At 57.9% G+C, this 18673-nt stretch carries 14 protein-coding genes and 1 riboswitch; of the genes, 2 read left to right on the top strand and 12 right to left on the bottom strand.

Annotated features, from left to right (window positions below):
- Positions 1–12 precede the first annotated feature (12 nt).
- From BSR28_RS07125 to BSR28_RS07110, 4 genes are all read right to left on the bottom strand, one after another.
- A complete protein-coding gene (locus tag BSR28_RS07125) occupies positions 13–861 on the bottom strand; it encodes a carbohydrate ABC transporter permease (RefSeq protein WP_073709748.1) in 849 nt (282 codons plus the stop codon).
- Positions 858–1787 (bottom strand): carbohydrate ABC transporter permease, encoded by a 930-nt coding sequence (locus BSR28_RS07120; protein WP_073709747.1) that lies wholly within the window; start codon positions 1785–1787, stop codon positions 858–860. The genes BSR28_RS07125 and BSR28_RS07120 overlap by 4 nt, the downstream gene beginning before the upstream one ends.
- A 106-nt stretch (positions 1788–1893) precedes the next feature.
- Positions 1894–3189 (bottom strand): ABC transporter substrate-binding protein, encoded by a 1296-nt coding sequence (locus tag BSR28_RS07115; RefSeq protein WP_073709746.1) that lies wholly within the window; start codon positions 3187–3189, stop codon positions 1894–1896.
- A gap of 296 nt (positions 3190–3485) precedes the next feature.
- On the bottom strand, positions 3486–4472 hold the full coding sequence (locus tag BSR28_RS07110; RefSeq protein ID WP_073709745.1) for a malate dehydrogenase: 987 nt from the start codon (positions 4470–4472) through the stop codon (positions 3486–3488).
- A 241-nt stretch (positions 4473–4713) separates the two neighbouring features.
- Here BSR28_RS07110 and BSR28_RS07105 point away from each other — a divergent pair, with 241 nt between their 5' ends.
- Entirely contained in the window at positions 4714–5691 is a 978-nt protein-coding gene (locus BSR28_RS07105; protein ID WP_083563195.1) for a PPK2 family polyphosphate kinase, read from the top strand.
- Positions 5692–5841: 150 nt separating this feature from the next.
- Here the strand turns inward: BSR28_RS07105 and pgi are convergent, their stop codons facing one another.
- From pgi to BSR28_RS07065, 8 genes are all read right to left on the bottom strand, one after another.
- A complete protein-coding gene (gene pgi / locus BSR28_RS07100; protein WP_073713788.1) occupies positions 5842–7506 on the bottom strand; it encodes a glucose-6-phosphate isomerase in 1665 nt (554 codons plus the stop codon).
- A 61-nt stretch (positions 7507–7567) separates the two neighbouring features.
- A complete protein-coding gene (locus BSR28_RS07095; protein WP_073709743.1) occupies positions 7568–7846 on the bottom strand; it encodes a hypothetical protein in 279 nt (92 codons plus the stop codon).
- Between the two features lie 41 nt (positions 7847–7887).
- Positions 7888–9555 carry a bifunctional phosphoribosylaminoimidazolecarboxamide formyltransferase/IMP cyclohydrolase gene (gene purH / locus BSR28_RS07090; protein ID WP_073713787.1) on the bottom strand — a complete coding sequence of 556 codons (1668 nt, stop codon included), beginning with the start codon at positions 9553–9555 and terminating at the stop codon, positions 7888–7890.
- A gap of 2 nt (positions 9556–9557) precedes the next feature.
- On the bottom strand, positions 9558–10907 hold the full coding sequence (locus BSR28_RS07085) for a cell division protein PerM (protein ID WP_143237633.1): 1350 nt from the start codon (positions 10905–10907) through the stop codon (positions 9558–9560).
- Positions 10904–11818: a succinate--CoA ligase subunit alpha gene (sucD, locus tag BSR28_RS07080; protein ID WP_073709740.1), complete on the bottom strand. Its 915-nt coding sequence runs from the start codon at positions 11816–11818 to the stop codon at positions 10904–10906. The genes BSR28_RS07085 and sucD overlap by 4 nt, the downstream gene beginning before the upstream one ends.
- A 23-nt stretch (positions 11819–11841) precedes the next feature.
- On the bottom strand, positions 11842–13011 hold the full coding sequence (sucC, locus tag BSR28_RS07075; protein WP_073713785.1) for an ADP-forming succinate--CoA ligase subunit beta: 1170 nt from the start codon (positions 13009–13011) through the stop codon (positions 11842–11844).
- A gap of 42 nt (positions 13012–13053) precedes the next feature.
- Entirely contained in the window at positions 13054–15009 is a 1956-nt protein-coding gene (locus BSR28_RS07070; RefSeq protein ID WP_073713784.1) for an acyltransferase family protein, read from the bottom strand.
- A complete protein-coding gene (locus BSR28_RS07065) occupies positions 15006–17750 on the bottom strand; it encodes an ATP-dependent helicase (RefSeq protein ID WP_198928949.1) in 2745 nt (914 codons plus the stop codon). The genes BSR28_RS07070 and BSR28_RS07065 overlap by 4 nt, the downstream gene beginning before the upstream one ends.
- 149 nt (positions 17751–17899) lie before the next feature.
- A riboswitch (TPP riboswitch) is annotated at positions 17900–18012 on the top strand.
- 58 nt (positions 18013–18070) lie between these two features.
- Between BSR28_RS07065 and BSR28_RS07060 the strand changes: the two genes are divergently transcribed.
- Positions 18071–18673 carry an ECF transporter S component gene (locus tag BSR28_RS07060; RefSeq protein ID WP_073709736.1) on the top strand — a complete coding sequence of 201 codons (603 nt, stop codon included), beginning with the start codon at positions 18071–18073 and terminating at the stop codon, positions 18671–18673.

The raw sequence follows: 18673 nt of genomic DNA, 5'->3' as shown, positions 1-18673 counted from the left end.
TTTAGGTTTTTCTTAACCCTTCACAGAACCGGACATTAGGCCACCAACGAAGTACTTGCCTAGTAGGACATAGACCAGCAGGGTCGGGATGGAGGCCAGTAGCGCGCCGGACATTGAGGCACCGTAGTCAGCCATGATGGAGCCGTGCGCTAGGTTGTTTAGGGCCACGGTTACTACCGGGCTCTTGTTTCCGCCGAAGAACAGGGCGAAGAGGAAGTCGTTCCATGCGGAGGTGAACTGCCAGATCAAGACCACCACGAAGGAGGGAATGGAGATGGGCAGGACGACCGAAGCGTAGGTACGAATCATGCCCGCACCGTCAACGCGGGCGGCTTCGATTAGTTCTTCGGGGATGGTTTCGTAGTAGTTACGGAAGATCAGGGTGGTGATCGGGATACCGTAGACCACGTGCATCAGGATTAGGGTGTGGATACCGAAACCGATGTCGGCGTTAATCACGATCCGCATTAGCGGAATCATTACTGCCTGGTAGGGCAGGAACATGCCGAATAGGATCAGGGTGAAGACCACGTTTGCACCCGGGAAGCGCCACTTGGACAGGACGAACCCGTTCATGGATCCCAGCATTGCCGAGATAATCGACGATGGGATTACCAGCATTAGGGAGTTAAGGATTGCTGGTGAAAGAGTGGTCCAAGCTTTGGACCAGTTCTTGGTTTCCCAGACCTGCGGAAGCATCCAGGTACGTGAGGGATCCGCGTCAGCGCTGCCCTTGAAGGAGGTCACGAAGAGTACATAGACGGGCATTAGCACTAGGGCTAGTGAGAGGATCAGCAGCACGTAGCGCAGGAAGGTTACCCAGTTAAACGTTGGCTTGGTTTTGTCTAGTTGCTGGCTCATCGCTTACCTGCCTTCGTATCGTGGATTAGGTAGGGAACTACGAAGATCGCTACGATCACCAGCAGGATGGTGCCGACGGCGGCAGCGAAGGAGTAGTTGTTGTCGGTCATGAAGTTGTACATGTCAATGGCCGGAACCTTGGTGGAGTAGATTCGCTGACCGGTAATCGACATGATCAAGTCGAAGGATTTGAGGGACATGTGACCGATGATGACCACGGCGGAAAGCGCGATGGGAGCTAGCTGCGGGAAGATAATCTGGCGGTAGAGTTGCCATTCGGTGGCACCGTCTACGCGAGCGGCTTCGCGTAGTTCGTCAGGAATGCCACGGAAGCCGGCTAGGAAGAGAGCCATAACGTAACCGGCTAGCTGCCAGATGGCGGGAATGGCGATGGCCAAAATACCGAAGGTGACGTTCTGGGTCCAGGAGTTTTGTAGGAACCCTAGGCCTACCATTTGGAATAGTCGGTTCAGACCGGAGGCACTCTCACCCTTCGCTGGGTTTAGCATCCAGCGCCAAACTACACCGGAGGCGACGAAAGAGATCGCCATGGGGAATAGGAATAGGGAACGGAAGACTCCTTCGCCCTTGAGGGGGCGTTCTAGTAGCCAAGCCCAGAGGAACCCGATGATTAGGGTTCCGACTAGGAAGACGACCGTGAAGAGCACCAGGTTGATTAGCGAGTGCTGGAAGGAGCTGTCTTTGAAGAGGTCTATGAAGTTTTTGAAACCGACAAATTTGACGGGTTGAATCCCGGCCACCTGCGGAGCGGTGTACATGTCGGTGGTGGAGGTGTAAATATTTGAGCCAATCAGGCCGTAGACGAAGACGGCTACCAACAGGATTGATGGTGAGATCAGCAATAGGCCCGGAAGCCAACTAGAGATCCGTTTCCGCGATGAAACGGCCTTTTTCTTTTTTGCCATGTTTGTTCCCTTTTTCCATACCCCTAAGGGCGGGTTTGCCAAGTATTAAAGTGACGAGTGGGGAGCCCGACTGATAGCGCCAGCGGGCTCCCCTAGTCGTGCTTGTTTACTTCTTGAGGGACTCTGCAGCCTTTGCTAGTTCGGCCTGTAGAGTGGCTTCATCGGAAGCACCCTGTGCGAACTTGCCCAGTGCATCTAGCATGGCGTTAGAAACGGGGGCAGGTACGGCTGCACCGTGAGCGATGGAGGAAACAATGGTGTCCTTCTTGAAGTCTTCCATAGCGCTCTTCTGGTAATCAGAGAACTTCTCTAGATCGGCGGCCGGGATGTCGGAACGTGCCGGGATGGAGCCCTTAATGGTGTTGAAGGCAACCTGACCTTCTACCGAAGCACAGGTGTTCAACCAGTCCTTAGCGGTGTCCTTGTGCTTTGCCTTGGTAGGCAAGGTGAAGGAGTCAGCTAGGAAGTTGAAGGTGCCCTTGGTACCGGGGACTGCGAAGTAGACGTAGTCTTCGGGGGCCTTCTTCTGTGCGTTGTTGAAGGAGGCTAGGGCCCAGTCACCCATGACGTTGTAGGCGGCGGAGCCGTCAACAACGGGCTTCATGGCGGGCTCCCAGTCTTCACCCAACATGCTCTTGTCGGCTAGGTCTAGGATCTTCTTGTAGTGAGCGATAGCCTTCTTGACGCCGTCGCCGTTCCAGTCGGTCTTGCCGTCGAAGAGGCCGTTGTAGCCTTCAGCGCCTAGGTCCGCTAGGAGGATGTTTTCGAATAGGTTTAGCTGGGTCCATTCCATACCGATGGTGATCGGGGTCTTGCCAGCAGCCTTGATCTTCTCCATGTCAGCGATCCAAGCATCCATGTCAGCGGCGGGCTGGTTCGGGTCTAGACCAACTTCCTTGAGGACCGCGGTGTTGGCCCAAACTACGTTGGAGCGGTGGATGTTGGTGGGGATCGAGTAGATCTTGCCATCAACAGAGAGGCGGTCAACTAGGGTCTTGGGGAAGGCATCACGGAGTTTGAACTCATCGTAGAGCGGGGATACGTCATCTAGGTACTGGGCTTTAATAGCCTCATCTAGTTCCGCACCAGCGTGTGCCTGGTAGGTGTCCGGCGGGTTACCTGCAGCTAGGTCAGCGGCTAGCTTCTGCTTAGCCTGAGAACCGGCGCCACCGGCAACAGCCTGGTTAACGAACTTAATTCCTGCGTGCTGCTTTTCAAAGACCTTAACGAGGGCTTCTAGGCCGTCCTTTTCGGAGCCTGCAGACCACCAGCTGACTACGTCGACGACCTTGTCGCCGCCGGCTTCAGACGTCCCGCCGCCAGAGTTTTCGCTCCCGCCACAAGCGGCTAGGGACAGCGTCATTGCTGCGGCAATGGGTACAACATAGAGTTTACGACGCATTCTTTCCTCCATTTTTCTTTGGGGCAGCTACTTTGCTGCCCGACCGGCACTACCTTAGTGCCTTTAGTTGGGGCCGTTTGTTGTATGACACAACTAACGGTTTCCCGAATAGTCTAACACTTGTAGTGCATCGCACAACATTTATTGCCTTAAGTTTCCAAACTGTTATTTTTGTTCAGCGTCAAAGGTGACAAATAGATAGTTTGGATAAAATTGACCAAAATTTTAGGGACGTACTGGATTAACCAGTACGTCCCTAAATGAGTTTTAGAGGGCTCTGCTGAGCTCCGCTAGTCTCAGATTAGACCTAGTTCGCGAACGGCGTCGCGTTCTTCTTCTAGAGCCTTGATATTGCGTTCAATGCCGGCGCGGGTAGCGTCAGAGATTTCTAGATCCTTAACGATCTCCCATTCGCCACCGTTGGAGGTGCAGGGGAAGCCGTAGACTAGGCCTTCAGGGACACCGTAGGAGCCGTCGGAGGCCACACCAGCGGTTACCCAGTCACCCTCGGGGGTGCCGTTTACCCAGTTGTAGACGTGGTCGATAGCAGCGTTAGCAGCAGAAGCAGCTGAGGAAGCACCACGAGCTTCAATGATGGCAGCGCCACGCTTAGCAACAGTGGGAACGAAGTATTCGTCTAGCCAAGCAGCCTCGACTAGGTCGGCGGCGGGCTTGCCAGCAACGGTAGCGTAAGAAACGTCCGGGTACTGGTCGGCAGAGTGGTTACCCCAAACAGCCATCTTCTTGATGTCGGCTACCGGAGCGCCAACCTTTTCAGCTAGCTGAGCGATTGCACGGTTGTGGTCTAGGCGCATCATAGCGGTGAAGCGAGAGGCCGGAACGTCGGGTGCGGAAGCGGCGGCGATTAGGGCGTTGGTGTTGGCGGGGTTACCAACGACGAGGACGCGGATGTCGTCAGCGGCGTGGTCGTTGATGGCCTTACCCTGGGGGCCGAAGATGCCACCGTTGGCCTGTAGTAGGTCAGCGCGTTCCATGCCCTTGGTACGGGGACGGGCGCCAACTAGTAGACCCACGTTTGCACCGTCGAATGCCTTGTTAGCGTCATCGTAGATGTTGATTTCGCTTAGTAGCGGGAAGGCGCAGTCGTTTAGTTCCATGGCGGTACCTTCAGCGGCCTTTAGACCCTGAGGGATTTCCAGCATGTTTAGCTTGACCGGGGTATCCGGGCCTAGTAGCGCGCCGGAAGCAATACGGAACAGTAGGGCGTAGCCAATCTGGCCAGCTGCGCCGGTGACGGTTACGGTTACGGGGGCTTTCGTCATTCTATGACTCCTTCTAAAAAGATGTCGGAGCGGGTTTGATCCCGCCTTTTGGCTGGAGAATTTCCAAACCTTGATACCCTTTCGGGCACTGTTGCCAGTTTAGCGCGATCAGGGTCACGTTGCCTATTGCGCTCCCCCATTATTCCGGCAGCTACCGGCCCAATTTTGCCTAGCTAAAGAGGTTGGGAACTAGGTCCCATCGGGTGTAAAGTAGTTCACACCCCCGATCTAAGGAGATTCCATGGCAAAGAAGAAATCAGCCGCTAAGTCTGACGACAAGGATCTAAAGAAGAAATCCAAGGTTAAGGCAGATAAAAAGAAAAAGTCTGCAAAGCCTGAAAAACCCGTGAAACTGGGCGGTTGGCAACAAGACCCCCGGACCGCGCTACGGGTTGATGAACACTTTGACCTAGCGGCGTTTGATCGCTCCGGCACTCCGGGTTGGACCCTTGGCCGTAAGGCCGCAGAGGCCTTTATGGAGCAGCGGGCCCAGCACCTCTCGGACCTCCAAGAACAGCTTTTCGCCAATGGGAAAACCGGTTCACGTAAGCGCATCCTCGTCGTGGCACAGGGCCTTGACACGGCCGGTAAGGGCGGCCTAGCCCGTCACGTTATGGGGCAGGTAGACCCGCAGGGTGTGGCCCTAAAGGCTTTTAAAGCACCTACCCCCGAGGAACGTGCTGAACCATTCTTGGCCCGCATCGAACGGGCACTCCCCAAGCCCGGCATGATCGGTTTCTTTGACCGTTCCCAGTACGAAGATATGCTGGTCCCCGGCGTCAATGGCATGGGCGCAGAAGAACTAGCTGAACGTGGCCGGATGATTAACGACTTCGAAAAGCAGCTAGTGGATGATGAGTGCGTCATTTTGAAGGTTTGTCTGATGGTCTCCTATGGAGAACAGGGTCGTCGTCTTCTAGAGCGTTTGGATCGCCCAGATAAGCACTGGAAGTTCTCTCCCCATGATCTTGAGGTTCGGGGCCAATGGTTCAAGTACCAGAGTGTCTACCAAGAGGTCTTGCGTCAGACGTCTACCGATTACGCACCCTGGATGGTAATCCCTGCAGATCACAAGTGGTACGCTCGGGCGGCGGTTTCTGAAGCGCTGACTCGTAGCCTCGAAGAGATGGAACTGACTTGGCCCGAGGCTGACTTTAATGTCGCTGAAGAGCGTGCTCGTTTGGCTCTGACGCTGGATGCGGAACCGACCCTCTCCTGAGGTAGAGCATCGACCAGTATCCCCTAGTCCGGGAAGCGGCCGGCGCACCGTCGGTTAGCCCGCCAGTCTGCTGCGCTGGTCGTAACTAGTTTTATAAAGGTTTGTGCCCCACTGAAATAGATCAGTGGGGCACAAACCTTTAGTTTAGTTTCAGCGGTTTTCGCGGTAGTAGCGAATCAAGCCGGCGGTGGAATCATCCTGAGCGGCTAGGGCTTCATCATCCCCGGCGACTGCGGGGTAAATCTGCAGTGCTAGCTGCTTACCTAGTTCCACACCCCACTGGTCGAAGGAGTTAACACCCCAAACGGCACCCTGAACGAAGGTGATGTGTTCGTAAAGGGCAATCAGTTCACCCATCACGCGCGGGGTTAGGGCCGGCGCCATGATGGAGGTGGAGGGCTTATTGCCGGCGAAGACGCGGGCGGTAACAATCTCTTCGCGAGTACCTTCAGCGCGTACTTCCTCTTCGGTCTTACCGAAGGCTAGGGCCTTGGGCTGAGCGAAGAAGTTGGCGAGGAAGAGTTCGTGTGCGCTCTTATCGCCATCGTTTAGCGGGTAGGCCGGCTTAGCGAAGGCGATGAAGTCCGCGGGGATCAGCTGGGTGCCCTGGTGGATCAGCTGGTAGAAGGCGTGCTGGCCGTTGGTGCCAGGTTCGCCCCAGAAGATCTCACCGGTGGAGTAATCGATGGAGCTGCCATCCCAGCGGACGGACTTACCATTGGATTCCATGGTGAGCTGCTGTAGGTAGGCCGGGAATCGGTGTAGCTGCTGGGCGTACGGTAGTACGGCGTGGGAGGCAGCCTTGACGAAGTTGACGTACCAGACATTTAGTAGGCCCATTAGTAGGGGCACGTTTTCTTCGGGTGCCGCGGTGAGGAAGTGCTGGTCTAGGGCGTGGAAGCCGCCTAGGAACTCTTCAAAGTTTTCCGGGCCTAGGGCGATAGCTAGGGAGGTGCCGATGGCGCTATCTACGGAGTAGCGGCCACCTACCCAGTCCCAGAAGCCGAAGGCGTTAGCGGGGTCGATCCCGAACTCGGCGACCTTTTCTAGGGCGGTAGAGACGGCGATGAAGTGCTTGGCGACGGCTTCCTTGGATTCCTTACCGTCTAGGGCGCCAGCGGCCTCGAGGGCTTCTAGCAGCCAGGTGCGAGCTAGACGCGCGTTGGTGAGGGTTTCTAGAGTGGTGAAGGTCTTGGAGGCCACGATGAACAGGGTGGTCTCGGGGTCTAGGTCCGCGGTCTTCTGAGCGACGTCGGTGGGGTCAATATTGGAAACGAAGCGGCATTCTAGGCCTTCTTGGACGTAGGGCTTGAGGGCTTCGTAAACCATGACGGGGCCTAGGTCAGAGCCGCCAATACCAATGTTGACGACGGTTTCGATGCGCTTTCCGGTAATACCGACCCATTCGCCGTTACGGACGCGACGGGCAAAGTCGTAAACGCGCTCGAGGACGCGGTGGACGTCTTGGACAACTTCCTGACCGTCTACGGCCAGCTTGTCTTCCTTGGGGCGACGGAGCGCGGTGTGGAGGACGGCGCGGTCTTCGGTGTTGTTGATGTGCTCGCCGTTGAACATCTGGTCACGGCGGGTGAGGACGTTGGTTTCTGCTGCTAGGTCTAGCAGGTTCTTGAGGACGTCCTCGGTGAGGATGTTCTTTGATAGGTCCACGTGTAGGTCAGCGGCGGTGAAGGTGAATTTTTCGGCGCGCTGACGGTCGCTTTCGAACCAGCCACGCAGGTCTACCTGCAGGTCATCGTGCAGTTGGCCTAGTCGGGTCCATGCTTCGGTCTGCGTGGGGTTTACTGGTGCAGTCATTTTGCTCCTTAGTTGGGTACGAAAGTTTCGTTTGTTTATAAGCTTAGTTGAAAGGTGACGTTCAGGACGCGCCGATCTGGCTCATGGGAGCCAAGATCACCAGTCCGAGGGCTAACAGGCCGTAGAAGATCGCGTCAAAACGCCAGTTTTTGCCGGCGTTCCAGGCTTGATCAGAACGGTAGATCAGACGTGAGACCGCATTGACCGCACAGATTAGCGCCAGCATGTAGATGGCGACTTTTACGCTGCCGTAGATAGCAACGACGACAGTTAGTACCAGGGCGCACACTAGGATTAGGGCAGCCGTGTAGTTCTGTCTGGGCGGGCGATGGTCAGGCATTGATTTTCCGATTAGCTCTTAACGTGTTTGGTCGTCCGGTCTCAGTGGAAGAAGTGACGGACACCGGTCAGGTACATGGTAACGCCAGCAGCCTGGGCAGCAGCGATCGATTCTTCATCACGGATGGAACCGCCGGGCTGGACGATAGCTTTCACGCCAGCGTCGATCAGGTACTGTACCCCATCGGCGAAGGGGAAGAAAGCATCTGAAGCGCAGACGGAACCGCGGGCGCGTTCGGGGGCGCTGGGGGCGGCTTCGGCTCGGGCCCCACCGGGGGTGTCGATGTCAGCGGCGGCGTCACCGGTGCTGCGGGCACCTAGGGTGTTGGCACGTTCAACGGCTAGCTTCACGGAGTCAACCCGGTTTACCTGTCCCATGCCCACACCAACGGTGGCCTGGTCTTTAACCAAGAGGACGGCATTGGATTTAACAGCACGGACGGTCCGCCAGGCGAAGGCTAGGTCCGCTAGGGTCGCTTCATCAGCACCGGGGCCGGAAACTAGTTGCCAGTTGGCCGGGTCGTCACCATCCTGGTCGATTTGGTCGACGCTTTGAGCTAGCGCTCCCCCGCTGATTACCTTGAGTTCGCTCTGGGTTTGGGGGGCCGGCTCTACCTCTAGGACGCGGAGGTTCTTTTTACGGCTTAGGACCTCCAGGGCACCTTCTTCGTAGGCGGGAGCTAGGACGACCTCGGTGAAGATGGGGACGATTTGTTCGGCTAGTTCTACGGTCACGGGACGGTTGACGGCAATCACGCCACCGAAAGCCGATACCGGGTCGCAGGCGTGAGCTTTACGGTGTGCGGTGGCCACGTCCTCGGCAATGGCAATGCCGCAGGGGTTGGCGTGTTTGATGACGGCAACGCAGGGTTCTTCATGGTCGTAGGCGGCCCGCAGGGCGGCATCGCCGTCGGTGTAGTTGTTGTAGCTCATGGGCTTACCGTGGAGCTGTTTCGCGTTGGCGATTCCGTGGCCGCTGCCGTCGGTGTATAGTTCCGCGGCCTGGTGGGGGTTTTCGCCGTAGCGTAGGGTCGCTTGGGCTTCCCACTGCGGGTTTAGAGCGGCGGGTTTTTCGGGGGCCGAGGTTGCGTCCGCAGCTTCCTGCTTGTTGTCACCGGCTAGTTGCTGGGCCATCCAGGTGGAGATTTCACGATCGTAGTCTGCGGTGTGACGGAAGGCTTCCGCAGCTAGTTGCTTACGTTCTTCGGCATCGAAGCCACCCTTTGCGAGTGCGGCTAGTAGGTCGGGGTAACGTTCGGGGTTCACGATGACGGTGACGTCTTTGTGGTTCTTGGCGGCGGCGCGGACCATGGAGGGGCCGCCGATATCGATCTGTTCCACGCAGCTGGGGAAGTCCGCACCCGACTTAACGGTTTCTACGAAGGGGTAAAGGTTGCAAACCACAATGTCGATCGGGGTGATTTCTAGGGTGCTGAGTTGCTCTAGGTGAGTGGGGAGGCTGCGGTTAGCTAGGATGCCTCCGTGGATCTTGGGGTGCAGGGTTTTTACTCGACCGTCTAGGCATTCGGGGAATTCGGTGACCGCACTGACGGGGGTAACGGGCAGGCCCGCTTTTTCAATGGTTTGAGCGGTTGATCCGGTAGAAACGATTTCGATTCCGGCAGCCACCAGGCCGCGGGCTAGGTCTTCAAGGCCGGTCTTGTTATAGACCGAGATTAGGGCTCGACGGGTGGTGGGTGCTTTCGGCATAATCAGTTCCCTTCGTTTTCTGTTGCCGTTTCCACTGCCGCTTCTTCAACGACAGTTGCGGGTTTGGGTTTGCTTGGCAGGACGCCAATGACCCCGTGTGCGGCCGGTGAGCCGACCCGGGAAAGTCGGTGCGAGACACTCTTAGTGTAGACCTGAAAGCGGGCTTTGACTTCTGTAGCGAAAGCTAGTCGAATCAGAGCGTAGATTCCGAAACTTTGGAACCAAATACTGAAGGTGGCTCGGAGGACGGGTGGGCCAACTAGGGTTAGTCGACCGGGCCCTAGGGCTCCCTGCGAGGTCCAGATCAGCAGGAAGGTAGTTAGGAAGATGAAGGCTCCAGCTACCGGTACGGTGTAGCGCAACTGGGAGAGTTTCCGTTCTGAGCGCCAGACGGCCAGCAGGGCCCAAGCTAGGAAGAAGGGCCAGATGGCTGGCCAGAAGCTTTCCGTGCTGGCGGGGATTGCACCTAAGACCGGGATCGCGGGGACTGGTCCGGGCGGGTAGGATCCGGGACCGTACCAGGTGTCTACTCCCAGGTAGAAGCCGGTTCCAGCAATCCAGCTGAGGGACCAGGCGAGGAGGTCTGGCAGGTAGGCCAGTTGGGCTAGTACGAGGAGGATTTTCTCCCAGGTTCCAGCCCCTAAAGCTTGAGCGATTTCGCTGATTCGGCTAAAGCCGACGATTACGGCTGCCACCAGCGCAATGAGCCCAATAGCGAGGTTTGCTAGGGTCACGCGCCAGCCGATTTCTAGTCCCCGGTAAAGGTCGCGTGGGCCGGAGGCGAGGAAGTTTAGGAGTTGATCATCAACTCGATCATCGTTTAGGTAGCCTAGGTTCTCATCTAGGTCCATCCGGTATTTTCGTAGCCTACGCAGTCCTTGCCAGAGGATCGATAGGCCAGAGACTAAGAGTGAGCCTAGGAAGATTCTGCCGATTCCAATGCCGCTGGGTGCAGTCATGGATAGGAGCAATGCCCCAAAGGTAAAACCTAGGGGGAAGGTCAGGAGGGCAGCTAGGTGCACATCCGAACGAAGCTTTAGCGCCATTTGTGCCAGCAGGATGATCACTAGGGTCATGCCGGCGGGCAGTAGTGTGGCGGCGGTGTCGGCGATTGGGTAGGCCCCGAACAGGGAGGCACCCCAGATGCTGGTGCCGAATCCGATCACGTCTGCCCAAGAGGTTTCCGCTAGCCAGCGGTTACTGGTTTGGCTGAGGTAGCCGGCGAAGGTGATCGCTAGGCTTAGAGCCCAGCTGAGGAAGACAACTTCTAGGCCAGCCAGCAGCACCCTTGACCAGCCTTGAGGCAGGTGGAAGGGTGCTGCTGTTTGCGCCTGAGTGCCCGTTTGGGTCACAGGAAGCTCCGGACTAGTTCAGCGGTCTGGGTGGGGGTCTTACCGACCTTCACGCCGACGGCTTCTAGGGCTTCGGCCTTGGCAGCGGCGGTACCGGCAGAACCGGAAACAATTGCGCCCGCGTGGCCCATGGTCTTGCCTTCGGGGGCGGTGAAGCCCGCGATGTAGGCGACTACCGGTTTGGTGACGTGTTCCTTGATGTACTGGGCGGCGCGTTCTTCTGCGTCGCCACCGATTTCACCGATCATGACGATTGCGTCGGTGTTCGGGTCGGCTTCGAAGGCAGCGAGGGCATCGATGTGGCTAGTGCCCACAACCGGGTCGCCACCAATGCCTAGGCAGGTGGTGAAGCCTAGGTCGCGTAATTCGTACATGAGCTGGTAGGTCAGGGTGCCGGACTTGGACACTAGGCCTAGGCGTCCTGGGCCGGTGATGTCTGCCGGGGTAATCCCCACATTGGACTGTCCGGGGCTGATAATGCCGGGGCAGTTGGGGCCAATGATGCGGGTACCTTTTTCTTTGGCATAGGCGCAGAATTCGACGGCGTCCTTGACGGGTACGCCCTCGGTAATGACGACTACTAGTTCCATTCCGGCGTCGATGGCTTCTAGGACAGCGCCCTTGGTGAAGGCCGGCGGGACGAAGATGACGGAGGTGTTTGCTCCGGTTGCTTCGCGGCCTTCCTTGACGGTGCCGAAGACCTTTACGCTGACCGGGCCGGCCTGGAGGCTGTCAGCCTTGGGGCCGTAGGGTTCGACGTTGAATTCGACTTCGGTGTTGGCCTTGCGGGGGTTGACGCCGCCAGCAATGCGGGTGCCCGCGTTGAGCATCCGGCCAGTGTGTTTCATGCCTTCTGCCCCGGTCATACCCTGGACTAGGACAATTGAGTTTTCATCTAAAAAGATTGCCATTTGAGTTCTCTCCTAGGTTCGGGTTAGTTGGCTTGGGCGGCTAGTTTGGCAGCGGCAGCGGCGGCCTCGTCCATGGTTGGAATCATGGTGACCAACGGGTGGTTGGCGGATTCGAGGATGGCGCGGCCGGCTTCTACCCGGTTGCCGTCTAGGCGAACTACGATCGGTTTGGTGGCGGTGTCACCAAGAATGTTCAGGGCTTCGATGATGCCGTTGGCAACCTGGTCACAGGCGGTGATGCCACCGAAGACGTTGACTAGGACGGAGCGTACCTGCGGGTCTTCAATGATGATCTTGAGGCCGTCGGCCATCACCTGGGCGGAAGCGCCACCACCGATATCAAGGAAGTTCGCGGGCTTGACCCCGTATTCTTCACCGGCGTAGGCGACTACGTCTAGGGTGGACATGACCAGGCCGGCACCGTTACCGATGATGCCTACTTCGCCTTCTAGGCGAACGTAGTTGAGGCCGGCGTCTTTTGCGGCCTGTTCACGCGGGTCTACGGTGGACTTGTCTACTAGCTCTAGGTGTTCTGGGTGACGGAAGCGAGCGTTGTCGTCTAGGGTGACTTTCGCGTCTAGGGCTAGGCATTCACCTTCGGGGGTGATAACTAGCGGGTTGACTTCCACTAGGGTGGCGTCTTCGTCGCGGTAGGTTTCCCAGAGTTTAATGAGGACGGGGACGACGGCGTCGTGGTGTTCTTCGGGGATTAGGGCCTGGCGGCAGATGTCGCGGGCGACTTCCTCGTCAATGCCGCGGGTGGGGTGTAGTCCCACGCGGGCTAGTTTTTCGGGGGATTCTTTCGCTAGGGTTTCAATATCCATGCCGCCTTCGGCGGAGCAGAGCACTAGGTGCTGCCCTGAGGCGCGGTCTAGCAGGATGGAGAAGTAGTATTCGACGGCGATGTCAGCGGCGGTGGCGACCATGACGCGTTTGACGTCGTGGCCCTTAATGTTGAGCTGTAGGATCGCTTCGGCTTTTTCCTTGGCTTCTTCCGGGTTGTGTGCTAGTTTGACGCCACCGGCTTTACCGCGGCCACCGGTTTTCACCTGGGCTTTGATTACATATAACTCGGCGTTGAGTTCTTTGGCACCTGCTTCGGCTTCGCTGCCGGTCGTGGCTACCGCGTACGGTAGTACGGGCACGCCGTGGGCGCCGAATAGTTCGCGTGCCTGGTATTCGTAGAGGTCCACTTTGGTCCTTTCTTAGTTGTAACCCTTAGTGATGGGATTTACTCACTGACTATCGTATGCTTTTTGGAGCTTTTTCGATAGTGCTTCGAATGCACTCTTAATGGTCTCACCCATGACCGTTGCACCCTTTACATTGGGGTGCGTCCGGTCAGATTGCAGTAGTTTGGGGTTTTCTTTGGCCACTGTGGCCCAGTCTGCGACGATCACATTGGGGTATTTTGCGGCCACCTCGTTAAGAATTTCGTTGGTTCGCGGCACGAAGGTGGACCGGGAGCCAATATTGACGAGGACGATTTGTCGCTTTGGCCCTAGGGCCTTGATTAGTTCTTCCAGTGGGGCCGGGTCTGGGAGACCGGCGTTGGTACCGAAGTCGACGACGACGGCGCGGCGCAGTTCGCCCGCATCCTGTGCCTGTTTGAGGAAGCCCATGGCGTGTTTCCACTGCGAGTTGGACTTAGCGTGAATAGCGATCCCGGGGAAGACTTCTTTGAGGCCGTCTTTGGAGGTGACGATCAGGGAGTCGCCCAGCGCGGTGATTTCTTCACCGGTGGGGATGGTCGGGTCGGCTAGGCCTTTAGCTTCGTAGGCTTTGGCAATGCCTTGGGATTCAAGTTCGGCTTGGGCTTTAGCTTTGGCCTCAGCTTCGGCTTTAGCTTTAGCGGCGGCGGCTTCGCGCGCGGCTTCCATTTGGGCAGCGGCGGCGGTAGCGTCGGTGACGACGGTTAGTTTGCTCTGTTCTTCACCTTCGATTTGTGCTCCCACGGCTGATAGTTTGGGGGCGGTGGCGGCGGCGAAGAGGGTGAAAGCGGTTAGGGTGGTTACCCCTAGCGTGATGGGGCGCCAGATCTTTGGGGGTGCGGCACGTAGGGCTCGCAGGGTGTAGGTGATGCCATCGCGACGCATGGGGGTTTCAACCCAGCGGAAGGAGGCGTCCGCCCCGACTACACAGAGGATCACGACGAGGACGCGCAGCGCCCAGTACTTCCAGGTACCGTCGGGAACTACCCAGGCTTGTTCGGCGATTAGTAGGACGGGCCAGTGCCACAGGTAAATACCGTAGGAGCGCTGCCCGATCCAGACGCTAGCCGGGTTGTCAACGATCGTTTCAGAAAATTTCGGCATTAGTAGCAGGCCGGCAATCAAGAGTGCCGCTGCTAGTGAGGCTCCCAGTAGTCCGCCGCGGTAAGTGGCGGTGCCTTCTTCGGTGAGCATCACGGAGAGGGTCATGAGGACACCTAGGCCGATGATGATGAAGGTAGGCCCAAAGACGCGGGGATTTAGTTTGGGGAAGGGGTTGTGAATCCTGGTGGTGTAGGCCATCGCTAGGATAGCCCCGATCATCAGACCGAAGGCGTGCGTGTCTAGACCGTAGTAGACGCGGGTAGCGTCGTTTCCGGGGACGAATAGCAGTGCCATGGCGGTGGCTGATAGTAGGGCCATGAGGCCGGTTAGGCCAGCGCGTGCCTGCCAGGTTTTCCCAGCCCAGATCAGGGCGATTAGGATTAGCGGCCACAGTACGTAGAACTGTTCTTCTACACCTAGGGACCAGAGGTTTGCGTAGATTATCGGTGAGGTCCGGTCAAAGTATGAGGAGCCCGCAAAGATTTCCACCCAGTTGGTGGTAAAGGTCAGGGCTCCGGCCAGTTGTCGTCTGATCCCAACTAGTAGGTCACGGTTGGTTAGGGCCGCGATGGGGGTACAAACCAGCACTAGGGTCAGGACTGCCGGGATAAGGCGCCGGGCCCGTCGAACCCAGAAGTTAGCTAGGTTCAGGTTGGAGAACTGCTGATAGTGACGAAGTAGCAGGGTGGAGATGAGGAAGCCAGAGAGGACAAAAAAGATGTCTACACCAATGAACCCGCCGGTCAGTGCGGCAGGGTGCAGGTGGTAGATGAGCACGGCCGCGATCGCTAGGGCGCGCAGGCCGTCAAGGCCGGGGATCCGTCCGCCTTGGTCGCCGGTGATGCGCGGGTAAGGGTTCGTTCTGGTGTTACTCATATCTTCTTTACCTTAGCGAATCTCAGCATGAGGCGTTTGTGTTTTCCATCGTCGAAGGTAACTTCGGCGATTTCGGCTTCCCCACTGCCGGTTACGTCCATGACTATACCGGTCCCGAAGGTGGGGTGCTCGATTCGGTCTGCGGGTTTGATCCCGTAGTGGAATCGGGTTTGGGAGGACTGTTTTTCGCTGGCTTTTTTGGCGGCTTTGGCGGCCGCGCGGGCCCTAGCGGTCGCCCCCATGGTGGGTTCGGCTCGGCGGCTCAGATCCGGCATGGGGCGGGCCCGGCCACTACCGTAGGCGGGGGCAAAATCGGTATCGTCCCCGTAGTCGCTACTGGAGTAGTTACCGCTGTAGGAGTCATCGCCGTAGCCGCGCCCATAGCGGCCAGAGCCATAACCGCCGGAACCGTATCCGCCTCGGCCAGAACCATAACCAGACCCGTAACCGTAACCGGCACTCCCCTGCTGGAAGCTTTGTTCACTGAATGTCGTGGCGCGACGAGCTTCTTGGACCTCCGCCGGAATATCGGCCAGGAAGCGCGAGGCGGGTAGCATCTGCGGGGTTCCCCAAGAACTGCGGGAGCCGGCGCGGGTCAGGTAGAGCTGTTCGCGAGCGCGCGTCACGGCCACATAAGCTAGCCGACGTTCTTCGCTCAGCTCGTTCGGGTCCTCTAGGGAACGCGAGTGCGGGAAGGTACCGTCTTCCATGCCGGTCACGAAGACCACGGGGAACTCGAGGCCCTTCGCGGTGTGTACGGTCATGAGGGTGACTTGGCCTTCCTCGTCATGTTCTAGTTGGTCTGCGTCTGCAACTAGGGCGACGCTTTCTAGGAAGGCACCCAGGGTGCTTTGGTTTTCTTCCCGGGCGGGCGGGTTTTGGTCGAATTCGAGGGCGACCGCGTGAAGTTCAGCTAGGTTGTCGACACGACTGGCGTCCTGCAGGTCGGTGGAGGCACGCAGGGCCGCTAGGTATCCCGAATCGTCCAGGATTTGGTCTAGGAGGGGCGCGATGGGGTCGCCTTCTTCGGGGTTGAGGCGCAGGATTTGTAGCCAGAATTCGCGCAGGGTTTTGGTGACGCGGGCGCTGAGGTCGTTAAAGGGCGGCAGGGTGGCCAGTTCGGGCCAGATACGGTTTAGTAACGCGTGGAGTTTGGCGGCGTCCGGGTAGTCCGCGTTCGTTACCTTGGGGGCCTTTTCCGCGGGCTTTTCCTCTTCCGAGGTCGCAGCTTCCGGCAATACCGGCAGGTCACTTAGAACTAGGCGTGAGAGCGCGGCACCTAGAGAGACGCCGACTCGCTGAGCGTAGGCGTTGAGCGTAGCGATGGTTTTATCGCCTATCCCCCGTCGCGGAGTGTTAATGATGCGCAGGATGGAGACGGTATCGTCCGGGTTTTCGAGCACGTGCAGGTAGGCGATGGCGTCTTTGATTTCTTTACGATCGTAGAATCGCGTACCGCCAATGACCCGGTAGGGAATACCGTTTTTGACTAGGGCATCTTCTAGGGCGCGGGATTGTGCGTTGGTGCGGTAGAAGACGGCCACGTCCCCGTAGGTGCGGCCCTGGGCACGCAGGGCGTCGATTTCGGTGATCAGGAAGTTTGCTTCATCCCGGTCCGATTCGGCCGCGTCGGTAACGATTTTGGCTCCGTCACCGTGGGCGGTCCAGAGGTTTTTGGCTCGGCGGCCCTGGTTGGCAGCAATGATCGCGTTCGCGGCAGACAGGATGTTCTGGGTGGAACGGTAGTTTTGTTCTAGGGTGATGGTGCGGGCGTCTTTGAAGTCTTTTTCGAACTCTTCAATATTGCGGATGGTGGCCCCGCGGAAGGCGTAGATGGACTGGTCAGAGTCACCCACGACGGTCAGCTGGGCGGGCTCAACGTCTTTCCCGTTTCCGACTAGGACGCGCACTAGTTCGTACTGGGCGTGGTTCGTATCCTGGTATTCGTCAACTAGGATGTGCCGGAAGCGCCGGTGGTAGTGTTCGGCGATCGCGGGGTGTTCGCGTAGCAGCTTGACGCTGAGCATGATCAGGTCGTCAAAGTCGACGGCATTCGCGTCCCGCAGGCGCTGCTGGTAGGTGGCGTAGATTTTAATGAGCGCCTGAGATTGTGGGTCTTTGGCGGCAGAGGCCTCGTACCCTTCGGGGCTGATCAGGTCATTTTTGAGGTCTGAGATTTTGAAGGCGAAGCTCTTCGGGGGGAACTGTTTGGGGTCTAGGTTTAGTTCTTTACAGATCAGGGTGACTAGTCGTTGAGCGTCGGCCTGGTCGTAGATGGTGAAGGTGGTTTTGAGTCCGGCGGCGTTGGCGTGCTGGCGTAGGATGCGCACGCAGGCGGAGTGGAAGGTGGAGACCCACATATAGTTGGCGGCGGGGCCCACCAAATTGCTGACGCGTTCGCGCATTTCGGCGGCCGCTTTATTGGTGAAGGTGATCGCTAGGATTTCGGAGGGGCGGGCCTGTCCGGTGGCGATTAGGTAGGCGATGCGGTGCGTGAGTACGCGAGTTTTGCCTGAGCCTGCACCCGCGATTACAAGGAGGGGCGCGCCGGTATGTTCGACGGCGGCGGCTTGTTCGGGGTTTAGGCCTTCTAGGAGGTCTTCGGGGTTGGTGCGCCGAGGGGGCGTGGGGGCGTCCTCGTCATGGTCAGAGTAGATGCCCGTAGAAAGCTGCGGTAGGCGCGCGGGGGCGCTGGTGGCTTTGGGGGCGTTTAGACCGAGGCTGGCGAAGAGGCTATCCATAGTGTTCATAGATTAACGCGTCTAGGGCGGCGGAGCTTTGCTTTGTTCCGCGTGCCCTGTGAATTCGGTTTTCTGTGGATTGGGGCTAGTGCATTTTGTCCACTGTTGGGCTTCTCACTGGTCATTCTTATTGGGATTGTGTCACAATAGGCGACGAACACGGGAGCCCTACCGACTGGGCTGAGAGGAAAGCACTTTCGCTTTCGACCGTTTGGACCTGAACCGGGTAATGCCGGCGCAGGAAGGTTTTCTCTTCTCCGTGCCCCGCGCACGTAAAAGCTACGTGCGTCCTTGCAACTGCATGAAGGAGCACTTTTCTTATGGCAACTAAGCCGAACTTGAACTGGCGAGTCATTGACATTGTTACCGCCGCTGTCCTAGCTGTCGTCACCGGCCTGATCTTCCTAGGCTGGAATATTGTGGGCGGTCAGCTCTGGTCTACCGTTAACGCCATCACCCCCGGTATGGGTGGACTGGTGGCCGGCGTTTGGCTGATCGGTGGCGTGCTGGGTGGCTTGATCATCCGTAAGCCCGGCGCTGCCCTGTTCGTTGAAACCCTAGCAGCGACGATCTCTGCACTACTGGGTTCCCAGTGGGGTATTTCCACGATTTACTCGGGCCTAGCACAGGGTGCCGGCGCGGGAATCATCTTCCTACTCTTCGCCTACCGTAAGTTCAACCTGCCGGTCGCCATGTTGGCCGGTGCGGGTGCAGGCGTGGGCGCCTGGGTTTTGGAACTGTTCTACGGCTCCACCCCGAACATCGCCCTGGGCTTCACCTACAATGCCATCTACTTGGGTTCCCTAGTGGTTTCTGGCGCGATCCTAGCTGGCCTACTGGGCTGGATCCTAACTCGCGCACTAGCTACCACTGGCGCCTTGGATCGTTTAGCTTCGGGCCGCGAAGCCCGCATTGTGGACTGA

It is taken from the genome of Boudabousia liubingyangii (assembly GCF_001907245.1).
In the GTDB taxonomy this organism is placed as follows: Bacteria; Actinomycetota; Actinomycetes; order Actinomycetales; family Actinomycetaceae; genus Boudabousia; species Boudabousia liubingyangii.
This window is presented reverse-complemented; position numbering and strand designations above follow the sequence as displayed.

Coding starts and splice junctions, on each gene's coding strand:
- BSR28_RS07125 (WP_073709748.1), bottom strand. CDS start 861: ATGAGCCAGCAACTAGACAAAACCAAGCCAACGTTTAACTGGGTAACC.
- BSR28_RS07120 (WP_073709747.1), bottom strand. CDS start 1,787: ATGGCAAAAAAGAAAAAGGCCGTTTCATCGCGGAAACGGATCTCTAGT.
- BSR28_RS07115 (WP_073709746.1), bottom strand. CDS start 3,189: ATGCGTCGTAAACTCTATGTTGTACCCATTGCCGCAGCAATGACGCTG.
- BSR28_RS07110 (WP_073709745.1), bottom strand. CDS start 4,472: ATGACGAAAGCCCCCGTAACCGTAACCGTCACCGGCGCAGCTGGCCAG.
- BSR28_RS07105 (WP_083563195.1), top strand. CDS start 4,714: ATGGCAAAGAAGAAATCAGCCGCTAAGTCTGACGACAAGGATCTAAAG.
- pgi (WP_073713788.1), bottom strand. CDS start 7,506: ATGACTGCACCAGTAAACCCCACGCAGACCGAAGCATGGACCCGACTA.
- BSR28_RS07095 (WP_073709743.1), bottom strand. CDS start 7,846: ATGCCTGACCATCGCCCGCCCAGACAGAACTACACGGCTGCCCTAATC.
- purH (WP_073713787.1), bottom strand. CDS start 9,555: ATGCCGAAAGCACCCACCACCCGTCGAGCCCTAATCTCGGTCTATAAC.
- sucD (WP_073709740.1), bottom strand. CDS start 11,818: ATGGCAATCTTTTTAGATGAAAACTCAATTGTCCTAGTCCAGGGTATG.
- BSR28_RS07070 (WP_073713784.1), bottom strand. CDS start 15,009: ATGAGTAACACCAGAACGAACCCTTACCCGCGCATCACCGGCGACCAA.
- BSR28_RS07065 (WP_198928949.1), bottom strand. CDS start 17,750: ATGGATAGCCTCTTCGCCAGCCTCGGTCTAAACGCCCCCAAAGCCACC.
- BSR28_RS07060 (WP_073709736.1), top strand. CDS start 18,071: ATGGCAACTAAGCCGAACTTGAACTGGCGAGTCATTGACATTGTTACC.